Here is a 19,604-nt window from a genome sequence, read left to right on the forward strand (position 1 = left end):
TCTTCCGAAAATATGGTACTATATTGCTAGTACGTCCGAGAAAAATGGCGAAGGAGCTTTGTCCGGATGCAAGTCGACGTTTTTGACCGCGTCATCAGAAATGCCATTGATGTCATGGAAAACAGCAAGTACCAAATTTTTGAAATCTGTGAGAGCGTCCGGGCCGAGCGCGAAGCGCTGAACAAGGAATTGCAATCGGTGATTGAAGAAACGGGCCGCATGATCGATACGGTGGATCGATTCGAGGTAGAGTATCGACGCTCTCGTGTTCGTTTGACCGAAGTGAGCCGCGATTTCAAGCGCTTCAATGAGGAAGATATTCGGGCGGCTTACGAGGCGGCAACCCAACTGCAAGCCCAACTGGCCATTCACCGGGAAAAAGAGCTGCATTTGAAAGCGCGACGGGACGACCTGCAGAAGCGGTTGAAAAATGTCGACAAACAGCTGGAGCGGGCAGAGTCTTTAGTCTCTCAATTCAATGTAGTGCTTGAGTACTTATCCGGCGATCTCAATCAAGTGACACGTCTTCTGGAATCGGCCAAAAACCGGCAGCTGCTGGGTCTTAAGATCATTTTGGCACAGGAAGAGGAACGAAAGAGAATTGCCCGGGAAATTCATGACGGTCTAGCGCAAAATATGGCAAACATGGTCCTTCGCACCGAAATTACCGAGCGGATGCTGGCCAAGCAGGCCTATAATGCCGTAAAAGATGAACTGAATGATTTGAAAACGGGTGTCCGGGGCGGGATTGAAGAGGTTCGCAAGATCATTTTCAATCTTCGTCCCATGGCGCTTGACGACCTCGGATTAGTCCCCACCTTGCGTAAGTTTGTGCAGGATTACGAGGAGAGAACGAAAATTCGCACCAGAATCGAACTGGTGGGAAAAGAAGTCCGCCTGCCTTCCGGTATGGAGGTAGCGCTATACCGCTTGGTACAGGAAGCGTTCTCTAACGTCATCAAGCACGCAGAAGCCTCCCATGTCTCACTGGAGCTTACGTTCCAGCAGCAGATGATTAAAATATCCGTATCCGATAATGGCGTTGGTTTCATCACCGACAATATCGACAAGAAGATTGCACGCGGCAGTCATTACGGCTTAATGGGCATGCGCGAGCGCGTAGAGCTGCTTGAGGGGCGTATGGATATCGAATCGGCGCCGGGGGCGGGAACAAAACTATCCATGGTCATCCCGATCAAGTCAGAATCTAAGGAGGAGTAATCAATATGGACATTATGGGCAGCGCCAAACGCCCGATTAAGCTGGTTTTAGCAGACGATCACCAGCTGTTTCGCGAGGGGGTCAAACGAATTTTAAATATGGAGAGCGATCTGGAGGTCGTCGGTGAATGCGGCGATGGCATTCAGGTACTGGAGCTCTGTAATACCCTGAGCCCGGACATCGTCTTGATGGACATTAACATGCCTATAGAGAACGGTGTCGTAGCGACGGAGAAATTAAAGGATATTTTTCCGGACATAAAAGTGATAATTCTTTCGATTCATGACGATGAGAGCTACGTCTTCGAGACACTCCGTAAAGGGGCGTCCGGTTATCTGTTGAAAGATATGGAAGCGGAATCTTTGATCAACGCGATTCGTTCGGTTGTGGCCGGGCATGCCTACATTCATCCGAAAGTGACCGGGAAACTCATCAACCAGCTTCGGCGCATGACGTATTTGGACGAGCAGGGCGTAGCCGGCTCCGGCGCGACGTCGAAAGAAGCAGGCGTGAAGTACGTGCATATGGACAACAGCCCGCTGACCCGCCGGGAAGCGGAAGTGCTTCGCTTAATGGCCGAAGGCAAAAGCAACAAAATGATCGGTGAGTTTCTGTATATCAGCGAGAAAACGGTTAAAAATCATGTCAGCAGCATTTTGCAGAAGATGGAAGTTGACGACCGGACGCAGGCAGTTATTATCGCGATTAAAAATGGCTGGGTGACGCTGTAAGCGGTTCGCAATAGCTGTCTTTCTTTCAGGCTTGGCAGGAACCATCTCCCTTCAATCGGCATATACTGCTGTTAAGGGAGGGAGCCGCTATGATGTTAGGCTTGGCTTGGATTATCGGTTGCTACGCCGCAGGGTTCGCCATCATCCATTGGCTCCATCGGCAGTGGAGGCGATACGGAAAGCCCCGAACGACGCATTACGTGCTGCAAACCTACAATAATCAGCTGCAGGTGGAGTGGTATCTTCGCTCGCTGTATTTTTTTTCATGGATGAAGGGCAAGGTGATATCGGTGACGTTGGCGGATAAAGGTTCGACGGACGACACGTTGGAGATTGCCCGAAGGTTAAGTCTGGAGCACCAGTTGAGCATCTGTACGATGGCGGAACGGGACTTGGATGATTGGGTCCTGAAGCATGCAGATGAACAGGTGGTTGTGGTCCGGCTTAACCAAAATGAAGGTTTAGAAATCGCTTTCAAATACATGTAATCGTAAAAAAATAATTCGAACCAGGTGATCCATGAAAGCTTTCGTATATGCCGTAACGACGGCAGAAGGTTGTTCCTGGCACGTTTCCTTGGATATGCGGGCCGACCGGGATTACTGGACGGATCAAGCCGGTAACCGCTTCAAGCTGCGTGTGCTGGAACCCGCCTTATCGTTCGGACAAGCCTGTGAAATTAAGCGCAAGATGAAAGCATCTCCGTCCTCGTCAGACATGCTGCAAAGCTTGCGAACAGCTGCCCGTGAGATTGGCCTTTATCCGGAGGCCGTGGCAGATTGGAAGCTTTGGGAGTGGAACGGGACGGCAGAGGGGTTGTCCGAGGAAGCCAGAATCTTTGCTAATAGGACGATGAATGCCATGTGCCTGGCCCTGAAAGGCCGGTACCTTCTTATGGAAGAGTTTATGGGCTTGATGCAGCATGAAGGGAGTCAAGCTGTGGCCGAATCACCGACATACTTTTTACAGCTTGCTTGGATTCAGGGGAGGATTGAGCTGGAAGTCGGGGTGGAGTTAGATCGAAACGAAGGCCGGCGGTGGTCCTTGCTGCCCCAGACATTAAAAGGGAAGTGCAAGCGCTGCGGAAGCCAAGGAATGTTCGAAGGACAGGCAGGCGTCGAGGCATCGCCAGTTCGTTGGACGCATTGTGCGGATTGCGGCGGACCGTGCGCTTACTGTGAAGCTTGTTTGACCATGGGAAGAGCGCGGTATTGTACTCCGATCGTTCGGGTGAATAGCACTTCCGACATGAACAAAGTGCTACTGGCGGATGAAGCCATGGAAGTTTATTTACAAGCGTGGGGGCTTAGTGATGTGCAGGCGGAAGCGTCGGGTTTGGCGTTGCAATTTTTGAAAGCAAATAAGTCCCTTTCAAACGGAAAAGCACAGAGTCCCACTGCGCCGCGGTTCCTTATCTGGGCTGTAACGGGAGCCGGGAAGACGGAAATGATTTTTCCGATGGTTCAATATACGTTGGCTAGGGGAGGCCGGGTTGCCATTGCTACTCCGCGTCGCGATGTTGTCTTGGAGCTGAAGCCAAGGCTGGAGAAAGCTTTTCCGCATACGCAGGTTGTCACGTTATATGGCGGAAGCGAGCAGCGGTGGGAGCAAGGCGAGCTAACCTTAGCGACGACGCATCAGCTGATGCGATTCCGGCATGCGTTCGATTTGGTCATCGTCGACGAAATCGACGCGTATCCGTACCATAATAATCCGATGCTGATCTATGCCGCTGAAAAGGTATGCGCTTTAGGCGGAGCGTACATTTTGCTGTCGGCGACACCGCCGGAGGAGCTGCAGCGGGCTGTAAAGCGCAATCGGCTGCCTCATGCGCGAGTAGCGGCAAGGTACCATCGTCACCCGCTGCCCGAGCCATCGCTTCTCACGTGTCCGCCTTTGCGTCAAATGCTGGCCCAGAACGGGCTGAACGCCAAGCTAAAGGGACACTTGGCCGCCTCATTGGAGAGGGGAGCGCAAGTATTCGTCTTCGTCCCGAAGATCGCCATGGTCGAGCCGTTCGTGGCTTTACTTCGACAATCGTTTTCCTCCGTCAACGTTCAAGGCACTTCTTCCAAAGACGCCGACCGCTCGCAAAAGGTCACCGATTTTCGAGCAACCTCGATTCGGATGCTGGTCACCACGACCATCTTGGAGCGGGGAGTGACGATTCCGAAGTCGGATGTATTTATTCTCGATGCCGATTCCCCGGTGTTCGATTCGGCGGCGCTTGTGCAAATGGCAGGACGGGCGGGAAGATCCGCGCAAGATCCCCGAGGTCGAGTTTATTTTGCGGCCAAAGAAAAAACACGCTCTCAACTGCACGCCAGGCGACAAATTGCCGAAATGAACGTCATCGCACGGAAAAAAGGTTATATCGACTGAGAAAAGGGGTACGGACGATGAGTTGGACCGAACAAGCCGGAAAGTGGGTTCGCCGACTTCTGAACGGGGCGGAATCGCTGCTGGCCTCCAAAATGGTGTCTTGCGTCGCCTGCGGCGCGCCAAATGACGGAACCCGTAAGCTGCCGGTTTGCCGGCGCTGCTGGGAAGCGATCCCGTGGATTCATGAAGTTCGCTGCGCCAAGTGCGGCCGTTATGAAGCTTGTCCCGACTGCGCCCGGCGAACGACTACATACTTCGACCAGAACCGCAGCGCTGTTCGTTATAACGAACGAATGAAGGAATGGCTCGGACAGTATAAATACCGGGGCCAAGAATCGCTGCGCAGCGTACTCGGCCCGATGCTGCTGCACGCCTATCATCTGCATCGGCAAGGGCCGTCCGGCGGTGCGGACTTCGGGAAGCCTGCCTCCGAGTTCATCTCTTACGTGCCCCTGAGTGAGCAGCGATATGCGGAACGCGGTTTCAACCAGGCTGAACAGTTGGCCTCTGAGCTGGGAAGGCTGACGGGCTTGCCTGTTCTCCCGCTGCTGCTGCGAACGAGACATACAGACAAACAAAGCTTCAAAGGAAGAATGGAACGTTTGGACGATCTCCAAGGCGTTTTTGCACTGGAACCGGGGGCTGCTTCCCAAGTGGCGGCAGCATGCAGACAAGGGCGAGTAAGGGTTTATTTGATCGACGACGTGTACACGACCGGAAGCACGCTAAACGAATGCGCAAGGGCGCTGAAGACGGTTCTTCCTCTGGAGGTGTGCGGCATTAGTTGGGCCAGGTAAGTTCGTTTGCGGCAAACGTCCAGTTTCCGACAAAAAATGAAGTGCAAACTTCGATAATTTCAGCTATATTAGGAATATTAGGCCTTGCTCTTGAGAGGAGTAGAATGAACATGAGTCTGAATGTAGCAAACTGCGACCGCTGCGGAAAAATATACATGAAAAACAATTACGGCTTGTGTCCGAATTGCCTTCGGGAAATGGAGAAGCAATACGAGACGTGTTTAAAATATTTGCGTGAGAACCGCGCTTGCTCGATACAAGAATTAAGCGATGCGACCGAAGTACCGGTCAAACAAATCGTGAAGTTTGTCCGTGAAGGGCGCATTTCGATAAAAAATAATCCGAACATGACTTACGAATGCGACGTTTGCGGAGCGCAGATTCGCGAGCACAACATGTGTGAAGCGTGCCGGGCGCGGTTGACGAAGGAAGCGCGAAACATGGCCGAAGACGAACAGCGCAAAAAGCAGCAGGCCGAGCAAGGGAAGCATGCTTCTTTTCTTATTAAAGACCGCTTGCAGGATCGAACAAAATAACGAATACATCTAAACTTTTAAAATCCGCCCACCGATAAAAGTAATAACGCTGAATCGGTGGGTTTATTATGTAGTTAATCGAGGTGAGTTTGATGAAAATTAATGGAACGAATCAGGTAGGTGCCGTGAATCAATATAAGAGGAATCAGGAAGCTCAGCAGGCATTTGCCGCAGGGAAGAAACAAAAGCAAAAAGACCAGGTTGAGATATCCAGCGAAGCCAAAGAACTTCTGGGAACGGAAGCAGCGGGAGCCAGCCGTGAAAAGCTGGAAGAGCTTAAGCAATCCGTAAATTCAGGGACGTACGTCGTTGATGCGCGCAAGCTGGCCGAGAAAATTTTCCCGTTTTTGAAATAATTTTTGAAGGTGGAGAGCCATGTCTTTTGAAGCCGTGTTGCAGACCATGTCCGAACTGAACGATGTACATCTCACTTTGTTGGAGCTGGCGGAGCAGAAAAAGCATGCGCTTATCCACAATCAAGTGGAGCAGTTGACGCAAATCGTAACGAAAGAAAATAAGCTGCTCAAGCGGATTGGGGAATTGGACCAGCAGCGGGTGGATGCGATCGGTAATTTCTTAATCGAAAAAGGATACAAACCGAATCCGCGGGTGACAGTCAGCGACTTGACCAAGATCATATTTAACGCCGAGGAGAAGCGAACCTTGGTCGATTCCCAGAAGCAGTTGCTGGCTACCATCCGTAAGCTGCGGGAGTACAATGAGTTAAATCAACAGATGATCGAGCAGTCGCTCGCGTTTATTAATTATTCGATAGATATCATGTCCGGTTCTGACGGAGATGAACTGATTTATTCGAATCCCAATCAGACTACTTCGGGTTCCAATCGAAAAGGATTATTTGACGCCAAGGCATAATCAGATGCTGCGAAGGAGATGAGAGTCCATGCGTTCCACCTTTACCGGTATTGAAATATCGAAACGTGCTTTATTCACGCAGCAAGCTGCTCTTACCACAACGGGACATAACATATCGAACGCAAATACACCGGGTTATTCCCGCCAAGTAGTAAATATGGTCGCTTCCAGACCGCTCGAATATCCGGGGATGATGCGTAGCAACGTTCCGGGGCAGATGGGACAAGGTGTAGAATTTACATCGATTACGCGAATCCGCGAAAGGTTCTTGGACGATCAGTTTCGCAATGAAAATAAACAGTTTGGGAATTACTCGATTCAAAATGATACGCTGGATAAGCTCCAAGCGATTGTAAATGAGCCAACGGATACGGGTATACGTTCCGTGTTGGATAAATTTTGGAAGTCGTGGACCGATCTTGCCAAAGACCCGGAGAACGTATCGGGACGCAAGCTTGTCCGGGAGAACGCCAATGCGTTGGCAGATGCTTTCAACGCGACCAGCAAGCAATTGAGTGATTTAAGTAATGATTTGACTAGTAACATTGATGTCAAAGCAAATCAAATCAATTCATTGACCAGCACAATTTCTTCTTTGAATAATGAAATTTTCCGAATTGAAGGACTTGGAGATCATGCTAACGATTTGCGGGACCAGCGCGACTTATTGACGGATCAATTATCCAAAATCGTAAATATCTCTGTTGTTGAAACTCCGCAAGGATATACCATTAACATGGGGAATACCAACTTGGTTACAGGCCAAACCGAGACCGCTGTTACCGCGGCTACACTTGCAACTGCTATGAACAGTGGAGATTTAAATAGCGGTGAGGTCTATGGCATGATTGTTTCCAGAGACCGTTATGTTGCCGATTATCAGCAGCAGTTGGATACGCTTGCGAATTCCATCGCTAACGGCCAAGTGCAAATCACAATTCCAGCCGGGTCCGTTATCCCTGACGGTTCCGTAGTGATGGTCCCCACCAATAATCCGACCGGTCCGGCGTATACTCCGGTAACTTATTCTGGCCCTGTGGCTAACCGTACATTGGCTTCCGATTTGACGGTTATGGTCCAAGGGATCAACGGGTTACACAAACTGGGTTATACTTTTGCAACACCTGCTGCTAAGGGAGTAGATTTCTTTACGGCTAAGGCGGGGGCTACGGTTACGGCAGCTACTTTTCAACTCAATCCGGTCATTGCGAACGATCCAAATTATATTGCCACTTCCATGAGAACGACGGGGACAGCCCCGAACGAAACGGCAGTCAAAGGTAATAACACGTTGGCTCTCTTGATATCACAGTTGAAAGATTCGAAGTTTTCTTTTAACAATGGAGGAACCACCAATGGCGCGCCATCGATTATGAATGGTACCCTGGATGATTACTTCCGCTCCATTGTCGGTCAATTGGGCGTTCAAGCGCAAACGACTTCCCGCCAAACGGATAATCAAAAGGCTTTGGTTGATCAAATTGAGGACAGACGGCAGTCCGTGAGCGGGGTCTCGCTTGACGAAGAGATGTCCAACATGATTAAGTTTCAGCATGCATACGGCGCAGCGTCTCGATTTATGACGACCTTCGATCAGGTTCTTGATAGGCTGATTAACAACACTGGAGTAGTCGGAAGATAATAATGAGGAGGTCAAGCCTGTGCCATTGCGCGTTACTCAAAATATGATGCACTCTCAGGTTCTCGGGAATATTACAAATAATTTAAGGCGGATGAGCAATAATCAGGATATGTTATCCACGGGCAGGAAAATCAACCAGCCCTCCGACGATCCAGTCGGTATCACTTATGCATTGCGTTATCGCAGCGAATTGTCTATGAATGAGCAGTACCAGAAAAATGTGGATATGGCTAAGTCGTTCTTAGACCACACCGATACGGTAATGGGACAGATCGGCGAATTGCTGCAAAGAGCGAAGGAACTGACAACGCAAGGGGTGAATGGGACTAACCCGCAATCTGCGTTGAATGCTATTGCTCAAGAAATGGGTCAAATCTACGAGCAGGCCGTAATGCTTGGAAACGACAAAATGAACGGGAAATATATCTTTAACGGTCAGTTTACTGATAAGCAACCTTATTCCCTTGCAAGCGCCGCTTCGGATCAGACAGATATTCAAAATATTAATTTTCAATTTGGAGCGGGCATCACACTTCCAATTAATATTACTGGAGAACAGGCATTCGGATCTCCTAACGATGGGGATAATATGTTTGCTGTCTTGAAAGGACTCCAGAATGCATTTTCTTCTGGAAATCAAGCGCAAGCCAGGGTTTTTATGGATAAACTTGACACGCGTTTCACTAAGTTTTTGGATATGCGTGCAGAGGTTGGGGCTCGGGCAAACCGAGTCGACTTAATTGATAATCGTTTGGAAGATCTAACTCAAAACTTGACTGCATTGGATAGTAAGGTAGAAGATGCTGACATGCCGAAAACGATTATCGCTTTAAAACAAGACGAGAATATTTATCAAGCTTCTCTTTCTGTGGGTGCTAAAATCGTTCAACCCAGTTTATTAGATTACTTAAGGTAATCAACGGGAGGATAGTCCCATGAACCAGCTTCGCCTTTCCATTCGCCAAGGTTTTGGACAAATTGGCATAGAAACTCAAAACGCTTCCGTTGATATCCGTTCTCCTATGGGACAGTTGTCCATTGATCAGCAACCTGCACAAATGGATTTTCATTCTGAACCTGGTGAATTGCTAATCGATTCGTCAGCGGCTTGGTCTGCTTTGGGCTCAGGTCCTCATATGGAATGGTTAAATTCCATATATAGTCAAATTCCTAACATCGTACTGCAAGGCATAGCCAAAATAGTTGAAGACGGCAACCGGATGGCACAAATCACCAACCCGCGCAATGCCTTTGCTGAATTAGCGCAAAATGCTTTATCTAACGAAAGTTCGATTGAGTATGTTGGCCCGGCGTCCTATTTTAATGTTAAAATTCAATATGAGCCTAAACCTGCTGTCACCCATATTGAACCCGTTAAGCCTGACATTCAATACACACCAATGAAACCCGAGTTCGAATATAACCCGGGGCGAGTTGAAGTTTACCTGAAACAGCGAAATTGGATCGATATACAAGTTACCACTTATGACTGGTATAGATAATAATGCTATAGCTAAAGCTATAGCATTAAGTTTTATTAGGAGGGTGCCCATGCTTAGTGTACTGCACAACAAATCCATATCGTTTCAAGGAAGCGTACTTGGATTTGAAAATTTCGATCGGTTTCGTTTTTCGGTTGTAGATGAGGAACAATTGTATGGCTATTTGCAAAGCGAAGATGATGAAAGTATCGGTTTTCTAGTTATTAATCCTTTTGTCATTTATCCAGATTATGTTTTTGAAGTTGAGGAAAATACAAGAGAAAAATTAGGTATAAAATCCCCAGAAGAAGTTGCAGTAATTGGAATTATTACCATTCAAGATCCATTTAGTAAATCAACTTTAAATCTGTTGGCGCCGCTAATCATTAACGTAACCAACGGGAAAGGTACACAGATTGTTCTCCCTCCTAAAAGCAACTATCGGACCAAAGAACCATTGTTTAAATACCTGCCTGCAGAAAGTGGGGAGAAAGGATGCTGATTCTGACAAGAAAGAAAGGACAATCAATTGTTATAAATAATAATATAGAAATCGTTATTTCCGCAATTGACGGGGATCAGGTGAAAATCGGAATTGTGGCACCCTCTGAGGTAAACGTCCTAAGGAAGGAAGTATATCTTGCCGTTCAGCAAAGTAACCGCGAAGCGGCAAGTCCCCGAATTAATCTAGCGGAGTTAAAAAAAATAACTCGTCCGAAATGAAATGTCATGTCAATAAATTAAAATAGAAAAATGACTAAAAGCTCTAAACAAATCAAATAGATCCACCGATATATATATTGTAAGGCTTTAAGCCTACTCCACATGGAAGTGGAAATTCAAACATTCAGGGAGGAACACGAAATGATTATCAACCACAATCTTAACGCAATGAACGCACACCGCAACCTGCAATTCAACAACATCCAGCAAGGTAAATCCAGCGAGAAATTGTCTTCCGGTTACCGTATTAACCGCGCTGCTGACGATGCTGCTGGTCTCTCGATCTCTGAGAAAATGCGTTCCCAAATCAAGTCCTTGGATCAAGCAAAACGTAACACTCAAGACGGCGTATCCTTGGTACAAACGGCAGAGGGCGCAATGAGCGAAGTGTCCGACATGCTGACTCGTATGAAGGAATTGGCTACGCAAGCAGCGAACGGTACTTATAACTCTACCGACATCTCTGCAATCAACAATGAGTATACCAAGTTGACGGGTGCTATTAGCGATATCGCAAAAAACACCAAATTTAACGGTATTAGTTTGCTTGATAGCGGTGCAACTGATGTTGATATTCAAACTGGTGTTGATAGTGGTGTAAAAGTAACAGTAAAACTTGGCGGAATTAAGCTTGACACATTGGCTATCGGTACAATTACTGACCAAACTACCGCTAAAGCTGAATTGGGTAAAATCGATAAAGCTATCGAGTCTGTCAACACCTCCCGTTCCGAGCTGGGTGCTACTCAAAACCAATTGGAGCATGTATTTAATAACTTGGGCGCAACGGCTGAAAACCTGCAAGGTGCGGAATCCCGTATTCGTGACACCGATATGGCTAAAGAAATGATGAGCTATACCAAGTTCAACATTCTGCAACAAGCTGCACAGTCCATGTTGGCTCAGGCGAACCAAGCTCCTCAAGGCGTACTTCAACTGCTTCGTTAATTTGTGGATAAAAAAGAAGCCCATTGATTTCAATGGGCTTCTTTTTTACAATCGGAGGTTGTGACTATGTTGGTCAGTGTTTGTATGATTGTGCGAGATGAGGAATGTAACATCGAACGTGCGCTTCAAAGCATCCCAGACTCCTACGAAAAAATTGTAGTGGATACCGGATCGAAAGATGCGACTGTTGAAATCGCTAATCGAAACGGTGCTGTTGTAAAATATTTCGATTGGATTCAAGACTACTCCGCGGCTAGAAATTATTCGATGTCCTTTGCAAGTGGCCAGTATATCCTGATATTAGACGCAGATGAAGTGCTTGCAGATCATACTGAACAACAAATTCGCGAATTTGTAGAAGTTTTTCCTGGAAAAGCAGGAACGGTAAGTGTCGAGAATTGGATCAAAGATGAATGGCATACACATCGTTCAATTCGATTGTTTCCCAACGACGTTAGTACATTTTATTATCAAGGCAAAGTTCATGAGACGCTTTGCCAGCAGGGCAAGGACGTACTGTTTGAGAACACGGGAGTAACTATCTATCATTATGGTTATGAAGAAGAATTATATCAAAATGGAGGTAAAGCTCAAAGGTATTTAGATTTATATCAGCAATGTTTATTAGAAAATCCGGACGACGGTTATATGCTTTATCAATTAGGTAAGCTATACTTTTCTATCGGAGAAAAAGAACGAGCATTGGACGCGCTAGAACGCTGTTTGGCAGTGAACGAACAGAATAACTTATATTACCCGGTAATGTTAGTGATGCTGGGTTATATACTAAAGGATATAGGGCAAAGTAAGCTAGCGGAAGAACTGCTTGAGCCTTTTACTAACGTATACATGGATTATCCGGATATATTTTTCTTACTTGGTTTGCTTGCAATGGACACTGGTAGAATTCGAGAGATAGAAGCCTATTTTTCTCAAGCAATAAAGATAGGAGAAACAAAAAAATATTCCTCTGTCAAGGGGGTAGGCTCTTTTAAGGCGGCTTATAATTTGGGGGTTTATTACGAAGTAACAGGCAATAGAGAAATGGCTATTAAGCATTACAGGCAATCTGCACAGCACGAATTTCATCCTGCCATAGAAAGACTACAAAATTTGAAAAAACCTTAAAAATTTGCTGTTAAATTTCGATATATATATTATAAACCAGTTGGGAGGTTAAAACATAGTGACCATCCAATCTTTTAATACAAGTCAAATTTTTCATTCAGCCAGTTTGTCGACAATAAGCGGTAATTTTGAGGCTGAAAGTATTAAACACGTGTCTCACGAATCAGCCAAAGATTTAATGCGTAAAGAAAAGTATGAGCTCTCCATTTCTGAAGAAGCTTTGGTTAAGGCGCTTGAACGTGTAAATAAAGCACTTGCAGGTACTCCAAGTCATGTAGAATATAGTATCCATAAGTCTCATGGCGATATCGTTGTAAAGTTAATTAATAGCGAAACGAAGGAAGTGATTCGCGAATTTCCGTCGGAGAAAATATTAGAATTATTGGACAAGCTGGAAGAAATAAACGGAAAGATTGTTGATGAAAAGAGGTAATCAGTTATGAATCCAGCCAACAATATCTATTTGAAAACGCAGATTAATACATCTCATCCGGGTGAACTTACTTTGATGCTTTATAACGGATGTATTAAGTTTATGAAGCAAGCACTAGATAGTATTCAGCAAAAAGACTTCGAAGGTAAGAATGAATATATTAAGAAGTCATTGGATATTATAGACGAATTAATTATAACTCTTGATATGAACTACGATATCTCCCGTAATTTGTACAGTTTATACGAGTTTATGAAAAACAATTTGATCAAAGGGAATATGAGCTTGGATACACGTTGTATTTTGGATGTAATTGAACTAATGACAGAGTTGCGAGATACATGGGTCCAAGCATTAAAGCAAGCCAAAACGAATGGCACTAAGGTAACCGTATGAAAGAATGGTCTCGTCTCGAAGAAGTTTTTCTACAACTAAAAAGTAATTCCAAACAAATGGCTATCCTTGATTTGCAAAATGAAGATGACGTAGAGCGTCTGGAAGAATTGCAGCTGCAACAAGCCGATCTTCGGACACTGGCTAGTGATCTTCGGCTGGAGATCTCTAAAGTCGATCTTCCAAAAGAATTACTAAGCTTAATCAATGAATGCTTGGAAGAAGAGCGGGCTTTTGTAGACAGATTGTATAGGCTACGTATGGAATACTCAAATAAAATTCAAGAATTTAGAAATGCAGCAATAACGAAACAAAGGTACGAAAGCAATTATTCACAAACCGAAGGTTTTTTTGTAGATCGGCAACGTTAAAAAAGATGCTCCCGCAAGCAATCTTCGGGAACATCTTTTTTTACTTGATATTACAATCATCTCATCTGGCTTTGTAGCCAAGAAATTTGAGAATTGCTTTTACCGATGGCAGAATCCATTTTAGCGAAATTCTTGTAGTAGTATTTTTCCTTAGCGTTTAACTTATCTTGCCATGAGGCGATTTTGGTAGTAAGGTCGCTGATTTGTTTGCCCAGAAGGAATGAAGCATTGTCAAAAGAATTGGATGCACCACCGGCCGATTTTATAACCGAACTAACGGTCGTATTGGCTGTATTATATATCTGCTGCATGATCCCTTTTTCGCCAGCCTTACCAGTAGCCGATGTATGAGTGAATAAATCAATAACTCCTTGTGGATTTTGTGCAATGGCTGCTTTTAATGCGCTACTATCAACCTTTAGTTTACCTGCATTAATAGCATCGCCTTGTACATAAGTTTGCGTTGTGATGCCAATCTTATAAAGCGCGTTATTAGCTGAAGGTAAAGTTTCCACAGTGGAATAAACAATCTGCCGCAGACTGTCGCGGAATTTAGTAAGCATGGCATCCCCGCCTAACAGCCCACTCTTTGCTTTTTCTTCCCAGTTTTTTATATCCGAATCTTTCATTTGGCTTTTCTGGTCGCTGGTAAGAGGTTTAAAATCCCGATATTTGGGTTCATTAATCAAAGTATTGATTGCACTCAGGAGATCATTATATTTGTTTACAAAATCCGTGATATTATTGTAAAGAGCATCTTTGTCCGGGCTGCTGCTAACGGTGACGCCGGCTGCACCAGTAACGTTTTTAAGTGTGTAATTGATTCCGTTGTTTGTAAAAGAATTTGATGTGAATTCAGCTGCTACTCCATCGATTGACACCTGAGCATTTTGGCCTGGGGAGTATTGTGCTTTATCGGGAGCAGCAGCTGTAACATCTAAGCGTAGATTTTTTACAAAGTTGCTGTTTGCTCCGTCTGCAATGCTTATGGTTGCGCTAGAACCGGTATCCTTCGTGTTTAAAACAATACGGTCCGAAACCGAATCGTGGGACATTGTAACGCCTGCATTAGAGCTATTTACTTTAGTAATAATTGAATTTAACGAGTCGGTGGATGTATCGAACGTAATGGTTTGCCCGTTTACGGTGAAGCTTCCCTGCGTATTGCTTGGATCAACCGTGAAAATGCTGCCAGCTTGAATTTTACCAACTTGTGTATTAAGCACAGCTTTTGGATCAATTCTGTTGTTTGAACCATCGGTGTAGCCAAGGGCACTAATGCCTGTATTACCGGCAGATGTGTTAACAGTAATTTGAGCTGTAGATCCTGGTATACTCCCGGTAGTAAGCATAATTTTCCCTGAAGCAGTAGTTGTGTCTACTTTAATCTGATTGGCCCCGAATGTTGAATTAATCGCAGTTTGTAAAGCGGCGCCGAGGTCACTGGAGTTATTATAAGTTCCATCAGCAATCGTAACAGTTCTAGTCACACCATTAATTGTAATATTTACTTTGTTATTATTACTTGAGTTTGCAATGCTAACTGGGGCAATAGTATCAGAAGTTAAAGAAGAATTTGATACAGGTGCCCCGCTAGATAGCGTTCCTCCGCTTGCAAGCCGGGTTACGACAATATTGTGTGTTGCAGCGGAAGCATTCCCGCCTGCTGAAGCTTCAACCAAGCTGGTGTTCGCAGAAGATACTGTGTTTGGGTTCCACGCAGTGGAGCTTCCGAAGCGCAAAGTTGACAAAGAATCGCGGAAAGCAGCTATTTTCGTATTGATATCCCGGTAAGCTTGGGTCTTCCATGTTAATGATTGCTTTTGTTGATTAAGTTTGTCTACTGGTGCCCGTTCTGCGGTCATCATTTTTGCAATTAACCCGTCGATGTCCATACCTGAGTTTAGGCTTGATATTCTTGTTACCATGATAATCACTCCTTTAGATATAAAATATAAAAGCCTTACTGTAATTATCGGAATCTTGCATTGTTTTATTAAGTTGTGTGGAGCCGTTTACCAAGGTTAAGCAAAATTAATATGTCTGCAGCTTGGAACTAAATTATTAAATTTTTCGCGATATTTCGCGTTAAGCTCAGGATCCGTGCAGTGCTCCAGCCAAGTTGCATAGAAAGGGAGGTGTCCTGGCTCTATCTCAATAGCTTGTTTCAGAAAATGCAGTCCCTCCTGCGGTTTGCCTTCATAAAGATGAACCAAGGAAAGGTTGTAATAACCCATGGCCTCCATTTCGTGGTTTTCTATTAAAATGGAATAATAGTTGATAGCCATTTCAATATAATTTTGGTTATAAAAATAATGTGCTAATTTATTTAGGAGAGACGGTTTTACATATTGATTGATTAATAAGTCGTAGGCTTCGTAAGACTGTACGGTAAACAGGTCTATAAGGATTGTATAAAGTAAGTCCTCATGATCTAAAATATCTTCGTTTTGGGAACCAAAAATAGCTTGGCCTAAATTATATAGACGAGCCCGTTCTTCTGGCAGATCGGCAAGAGGTATAAGATAGGCTGGATCTTGCCAAGTTAACGCGGCCAGAAGTAAAAGCTTGCAAGCTTCGTCAGAGGCGATGCCAAAATTCATTTCTAGTACCTTATTTTGAAACGAAGTTGGTTCGTTCAAAAGTAAGTAATAGCGAAGTATGTCTGCTTCTGAGAGTAAGAGTTTATGTTCTATGCAGAGATTGTAATAATGCTGAGTCAGAGTGCCTTTTCCCAGGAGCAAGAAAGTTTGAAATAACAACAAACAATTGGATGCTTTGCTCGAAGAGTACAGCTTTTCGAAAAAAGCGATCGTATCCTTATCAGCTTCTTGTAATGATAAAAGATGAGCCAGCTTATATAAGGCTTGAAATTGATTACGATCTATGTTTAAAACTTTAGTTAGTGCAAATACGGTTTTATTTAAATTTCGTTGTTTATAATATATTTCGGCTAGCTTTTGATAAGGGAGAAACTTTCCGTGGTCAAGATGAATTTTCCAATATTGTTCGTTTTGAGATTCTAAATTTTCGGCTATTCGAATGCTTTGCTCCATTTTGTTTTGGCAAGCTTTTTCAAATCCAAATACATCAAGTAACATTCCTTTAATGGTATGAAAATCGGGATATTCCGACCATCTCTCCAGGCATTCCTCAGTAAGTTGAAAAGCTTCCTTATATTTTTTAAGGATTTTATATACCGTAATGAGGCGATCCGCACAGTGAGGGATCCAGTAGTTATTTTTATCCTTACAACGACGGTAAGCTTTTTCATAAGAATACAGTGCCTTAGGCAGGTCTCGCAATTTCGCATATTCATTAGCTAAAGTAAAATCGTCATAAGGGGTTTTTAATTGATTTCGTTTTTTTAATTCGTTAAAAATAGTAATATTACGAGTGGCTTTGTCTTTCTCTTGGTTTATTTGATCGGTATAACCGATATGATAAATATAGAAAGAGTGTGAGTAGGTCTCAAATGCTCCGGTCGGACTCACAATTTGTTCATGAATAGCGCCTTTATATAATAGACCGCGACCGTTCAAAAAAATCCGGATAGAATGCGATTCCATGAATCCAGTACTTTCGGCTTCCGTTGCACCCAAATAGTTCAAAATGGAGAATGTAATTCCTATAGCCTCTGGAGAATGACTATGCTTTCTAAGGATGTCTTTTAATTCTTGATGTTGTTCATTTTGAATGTATTCATCGGCGTCTAAAATGAGAATCCATTTTCCGGTGGCGCGGCGGATTCCTTCATTACGAGCTGCTGCAAAGTCGTTAGTCCACTCATAATCATAAATGTGGTCCGTATACTCCAAGGCAATTTCTTTAGTAGTATCCGTAGATCCTGAATCTATAATGATAATTTCATCCACTAAATCTTTAACGCTCTCTAAACACCGACGAAGCACTTTTTCTTCGTTTTTAACAATCATACATAAGGATAACAGTTTTTCCATGGTGCCTCCTGTAAAAAAGACTGTAGAGTTGTAATACGTCATCAGACACATTTTAATTATTAATTGTGTTTTTTGACTTTGTTTCCAAATTTGGTATAAATGAGGACACTAAAATATTTCTCGATTTCTTGAAGTTTGAAGGGATCTTTATCAACGACACCTACTAAATCGACTGGTTGTAGATAATGGTAGTTTCTTACGTGGTGAATTCCCATGTTGCCTGCATCTATAACACTTACAGCAATCCGCTTCATAATTGTTAACCCTCCGATGGTATACAAACTAAAAATAATATCGGTTATTTATTAAATTTGTATAATAGATATAGCGAATTATTATAGAATAAGCTTCTTCGCCGTTATAAATGCGAACATCTGTCAATATTGGAAATTAAAGGACCGGTTGAGGACGAGGTGTTTTCATATGTTTGCAGCAAATTTAAAGGAAGGCCAACTCGAGGTACTGCTTCACATTCCGGAGCCGTGGTATATCATCGCGTCAATTTCAGCCTAGAGGCCAAACAGTTAGACGTGTATGTCAAGTTTCGCAAAAGAGCCTTGTTCCCTTGCTCGAATTGTGGGGCGCCGGACCAACCCGTTCGGGATATCGCCAATCATGATCGCACATGGCGTCATCTCAATTTCTTCGAATATCCGAGTTACATTCATGCTGAGCTTCCCAGAACGAATTGTGGCAAGTGCAATACCATTACCCGAGTAAACGTACCGTGGGCCTTGAACAAACCGAAGCACTATTTCACCCTGCACTTCGATGCGCTTATTATTGCACTGGCCAAAGATATGCCGATGAATGCCGTTAGCCGATTTGTCGGTGAGCACGACACTCGCTTATGGCGGATTTTGCATCACTACGTCGATAACGCCATTGCGGCGCAGGATCTTTCGTATGTGACGAAGATCAACACAGACGAAACGTCCGCTAAACGCGGGCATAATTACATCACCATTTTCATAGATCCGGAGCAAAAGAACGTCATCTGCGTAACCAAAGGCAAAAATTCCAGAATATGGGATGAGTAGTAAAAAGCAACTGGAAACCCATGGCGGCAAAGTAGAAAACATTACGGAGGTCTGCATGGACATGTCGAAAGAGCTTTGTAGCAAGGTTCGTACATAAAACGAACGTCATACACACTGTAAAAAGAAGGGTATTTTCCAGCGTGTTAGAGTCTACTTCATAAATTGCGGATAGTTCTTCCCCTTCCCCATTCAAGAGGCTGTGCGGTTTCCGTGTTAGATTATGGGAATCGTCATTCCAGTAGGGCCATCTTCGCCTCGATACGCTTCCATGCGTACCGGTTGGCAACGTCTTTTGCCAGCTTGAGCACAATGGCTCGGCTATGGTGGATGATCGTAGCGGCACAGTGGAAGAATTCCAAGCGGAATCTGGCAATTGAGTATCTCTGATGAACCGATTCGCAGCAATCGCGCTTGAAGCGTTCAAACAGGTTATAGGCAAGCAGTTTGATCAGCAAGTCCAGTTCATTTGCTTCAAAATCGCTTGTGGCGATGCGAACCGTCTCTACTGTGGAATCCAGATCGAGAATGATGTTAACCGGCAAGCAGGGACGGATGATTTCCTGATTGAGCGCCCGCAGCTCAGTCGCTAGTTGCGAACACGACCGGCCTAGCCTTCCCAGTTCCTTATACAACAGGCTATGATGCGGACAACGCCCGCCCAGGAAACGATTAAGCAAGACGTCATGTTTGCAGTTTGCAAAAATGAAAAATCCGCTCGCAGCCAAGCATCTAATCTACGACGAGATAGAGCAGAATGCGATGAATAGGGAAAATCGAGTTGTGCGCTTTGCCGCCGGAGAGGCTGCTCATCGCTTGCGCTAGCTTGATTTTTTCGAGATAGGCTAGAAAGATTTTGACGCTTCCAAAGCTTGTTGCATTTTGCAGTGAAAATTCGCTCTTGATTTTACTAATGGATGTGATAGACTTCACCTTAAAGGTGCTC

Annotated in this window: 21 protein-coding genes and 2 pseudogenes; 19 read left to right on the plus strand and 4 right to left on the minus strand. The window is 44.6% G+C overall.

All coding sequences use genetic code 11. The features are described 5' to 3' along the window. Positions 1 to 66: 66 nt before the first annotated feature. The 18 genes from BLO51_RS13290 to BLO51_RS13375 all read left to right on the plus strand — a co-directional run bounded on the left by BLO51_RS13290 (position 67) and on the right by BLO51_RS13375 (position 13,662). A complete protein-coding gene (locus BLO51_RS13290) occupies positions 67 to 1,221 on the plus strand; it encodes a sensor histidine kinase (RefSeq protein ID WP_090672344.1) in 1,155 nt (384 codons plus the stop codon). Between the two features lie 5 nt (positions 1,222 to 1,226). Further along, complete coding sequence (locus BLO51_RS13295) at positions 1,227 to 1,952, plus strand: response regulator (RefSeq protein WP_090672347.1); 726 nt, start codon at positions 1,227 to 1,229, stop codon at positions 1,950 to 1,952. An 89-nt stretch (positions 1,953 to 2,041) separates the two neighbouring features. After that, a complete protein-coding gene (locus BLO51_RS13300; protein ID WP_090672350.1) occupies positions 2,042 to 2,440 on the plus strand; it encodes a hypothetical protein in 399 nt (132 codons plus the stop codon). Positions 2,441 to 2,471: 31 nt separating this feature from the next. Continuing rightward, complete coding sequence (locus tag BLO51_RS13305) at positions 2,472 to 4,334, plus strand: ATP-dependent helicase ComFA (RefSeq protein WP_090672353.1); 1,863 nt, start codon at positions 2,472 to 2,474, stop codon at positions 4,332 to 4,334. 17 nt (positions 4,335 to 4,351) lie between these two features. Continuing rightward, the gene (locus tag BLO51_RS13310) at positions 4,352 to 5,131 is read left to right on the plus strand and encodes a ComFC family protein (RefSeq protein WP_090672357.1); all 780 of its coding nucleotides are present in this window, start codon (positions 4,352 to 4,354) and stop codon (positions 5,129 to 5,131) included. Positions 5,132 to 5,241: 110 nt separating this feature from the next. Further along, a complete protein-coding gene (locus tag BLO51_RS13315; protein ID WP_090672360.1) occupies positions 5,242 to 5,667 on the plus strand; it encodes a flagellar protein in 426 nt (141 codons plus the stop codon). A gap of 92 nt (positions 5,668 to 5,759) precedes the next feature. Next, positions 5,760 to 6,023 carry a flagellar biosynthesis anti-sigma factor FlgM gene (flgM, locus tag BLO51_RS13320; RefSeq protein ID WP_090672363.1) on the plus strand — a complete coding sequence of 88 codons (264 nt, stop codon included), beginning with the start codon at positions 5,760 to 5,762 and terminating at the stop codon, positions 6,021 to 6,023. A 19-nt stretch (positions 6,024 to 6,042) separates the two neighbouring features. Then, positions 6,043 to 6,543, plus strand: a complete 501-nt coding sequence (locus BLO51_RS13325) for a flagellar protein FlgN (RefSeq protein ID WP_090672366.1) — start codon at positions 6,043 to 6,045, stop codon at positions 6,541 to 6,543. Between the two features lie 28 nt (positions 6,544 to 6,571). Then, positions 6,572 to 8,185 carry a flagellar hook-associated protein FlgK gene (gene flgK, locus BLO51_RS13330; RefSeq protein WP_090672368.1) on the plus strand — a complete coding sequence of 538 codons (1,614 nt, stop codon included), beginning with the start codon at positions 6,572 to 6,574 and terminating at the stop codon, positions 8,183 to 8,185. A gap of 19 nt (positions 8,186 to 8,204) precedes the next feature. Further along, positions 8,205 to 9,101, plus strand: coding sequence for a flagellar hook-associated protein FlgL (gene flgL, locus BLO51_RS13335; RefSeq protein ID WP_174551245.1), 897 nt, complete (start codon positions 8,205 to 8,207; stop codon positions 9,099 to 9,101). Positions 9,102 to 9,120: 19 nt separating this feature from the next. Continuing rightward, the gene (locus BLO51_RS13340) at positions 9,121 to 9,687 is read left to right on the plus strand and encodes a DUF6470 family protein (protein WP_090672372.1); all 567 of its coding nucleotides are present in this window, start codon (positions 9,121 to 9,123) and stop codon (positions 9,685 to 9,687) included. Between the two features lie 49 nt (positions 9,688 to 9,736). Further along, complete coding sequence (fliW, locus tag BLO51_RS13345; protein WP_167670195.1) at positions 9,737 to 10,168, plus strand: flagellar assembly protein FliW; 432 nt, start codon at positions 9,737 to 9,739, stop codon at positions 10,166 to 10,168. Next, the gene (gene csrA, locus BLO51_RS13350) at positions 10,162 to 10,389 is read left to right on the plus strand and encodes a carbon storage regulator CsrA (protein ID WP_090672377.1); all 228 of its coding nucleotides are present in this window, start codon (positions 10,162 to 10,164) and stop codon (positions 10,387 to 10,389) included. Before fliW ends, csrA begins: the two co-directional genes overlap by 7 nt. Positions 10,390 to 10,530: 141 nt before the next feature. Further along, positions 10,531 to 11,337 (plus strand): flagellin N-terminal helical domain-containing protein, encoded by an 807-nt coding sequence (locus BLO51_RS13355; protein WP_090672379.1) that lies wholly within the window; start codon positions 10,531 to 10,533, stop codon positions 11,335 to 11,337. Positions 11,338 to 11,403: 66 nt separating this feature from the next. Beyond that, positions 11,404 to 12,465 carry a glycosyltransferase gene (locus BLO51_RS13360; RefSeq protein WP_090672382.1) on the plus strand — a complete coding sequence of 354 codons (1,062 nt, stop codon included), beginning with the start codon at positions 11,404 to 11,406 and terminating at the stop codon, positions 12,463 to 12,465. 58 nt (positions 12,466 to 12,523) lie between these two features. Next, a complete protein-coding gene (locus tag BLO51_RS13365) occupies positions 12,524 to 12,898 on the plus strand; it encodes a flagellar protein FlaG (RefSeq protein ID WP_090672384.1) in 375 nt (124 codons plus the stop codon). A gap of 6 nt (positions 12,899 to 12,904) precedes the next feature. Next, complete coding sequence (fliS, locus tag BLO51_RS13370; protein WP_090672387.1) at positions 12,905 to 13,294, plus strand: flagellar export chaperone FliS; 390 nt, start codon at positions 12,905 to 12,907, stop codon at positions 13,292 to 13,294. Beyond that, positions 13,291 to 13,662 (plus strand): hypothetical protein, encoded by a 372-nt coding sequence (locus tag BLO51_RS13375; protein WP_090672390.1) that lies wholly within the window; start codon positions 13,291 to 13,293, stop codon positions 13,660 to 13,662. The genes fliS and BLO51_RS13375 overlap by 4 nt, the downstream gene beginning before the upstream one ends. Before the next feature lie 56 nt (positions 13,663 to 13,718). Here the strand turns inward: BLO51_RS13375 and fliD are convergent, their stop codons facing one another. The 3 genes from fliD to BLO51_RS13390 all read right to left on the minus strand — a co-directional run bounded on the left by fliD (position 13,719) and on the right by BLO51_RS13390 (position 17,875). After that, positions 13,719 to 15,590: a flagellar filament capping protein FliD gene (gene fliD / locus BLO51_RS13380; protein WP_090672393.1), complete on the minus strand. Its 1,872-nt coding sequence runs from the start codon at positions 15,588 to 15,590 to the stop codon at positions 13,719 to 13,721. 96 nt (positions 15,591 to 15,686) lie between these two features. Then, a complete protein-coding gene (locus tag BLO51_RS13385) occupies positions 15,687 to 17,621 on the minus strand; it encodes a glycosyltransferase family 2 protein (RefSeq protein ID WP_167670196.1) in 1,935 nt (644 codons plus the stop codon). 59 nt (positions 17,622 to 17,680) lie between these two features. Next, complete coding sequence (locus tag BLO51_RS13390; protein WP_090672399.1) at positions 17,681 to 17,875, minus strand: hypothetical protein; 195 nt, start codon at positions 17,873 to 17,875, stop codon at positions 17,681 to 17,683. Positions 17,876 to 18,044: 169 nt separating this feature from the next. On the opposite strand from BLO51_RS13390, the pseudogene BLO51_RS31185 reads away from it, so the two are divergent. Next, a pseudogene (locus tag BLO51_RS31185) lies at positions 18,045 to 18,728 on the plus strand (helix-turn-helix domain-containing protein); the annotation flags it as partial. 163 nt (positions 18,729 to 18,891) lie between these two features. On the opposite strand, the pseudogene BLO51_RS31015 reads toward BLO51_RS31185, so the two are convergent. After that, positions 18,892 to 19,591 (minus strand): annotated as a pseudogene (locus BLO51_RS31015) (transposase). Positions 19,592 to 19,604: the final 13 nt, after the last annotated feature.

This window comes from Paenibacillus tianmuensis, from assembly GCF_900100345.1.
GTDB lineage: Bacteria > Bacillota > Bacilli > Paenibacillales > NBRC-103111 > Paenibacillus_G > Paenibacillus_G tianmuensis.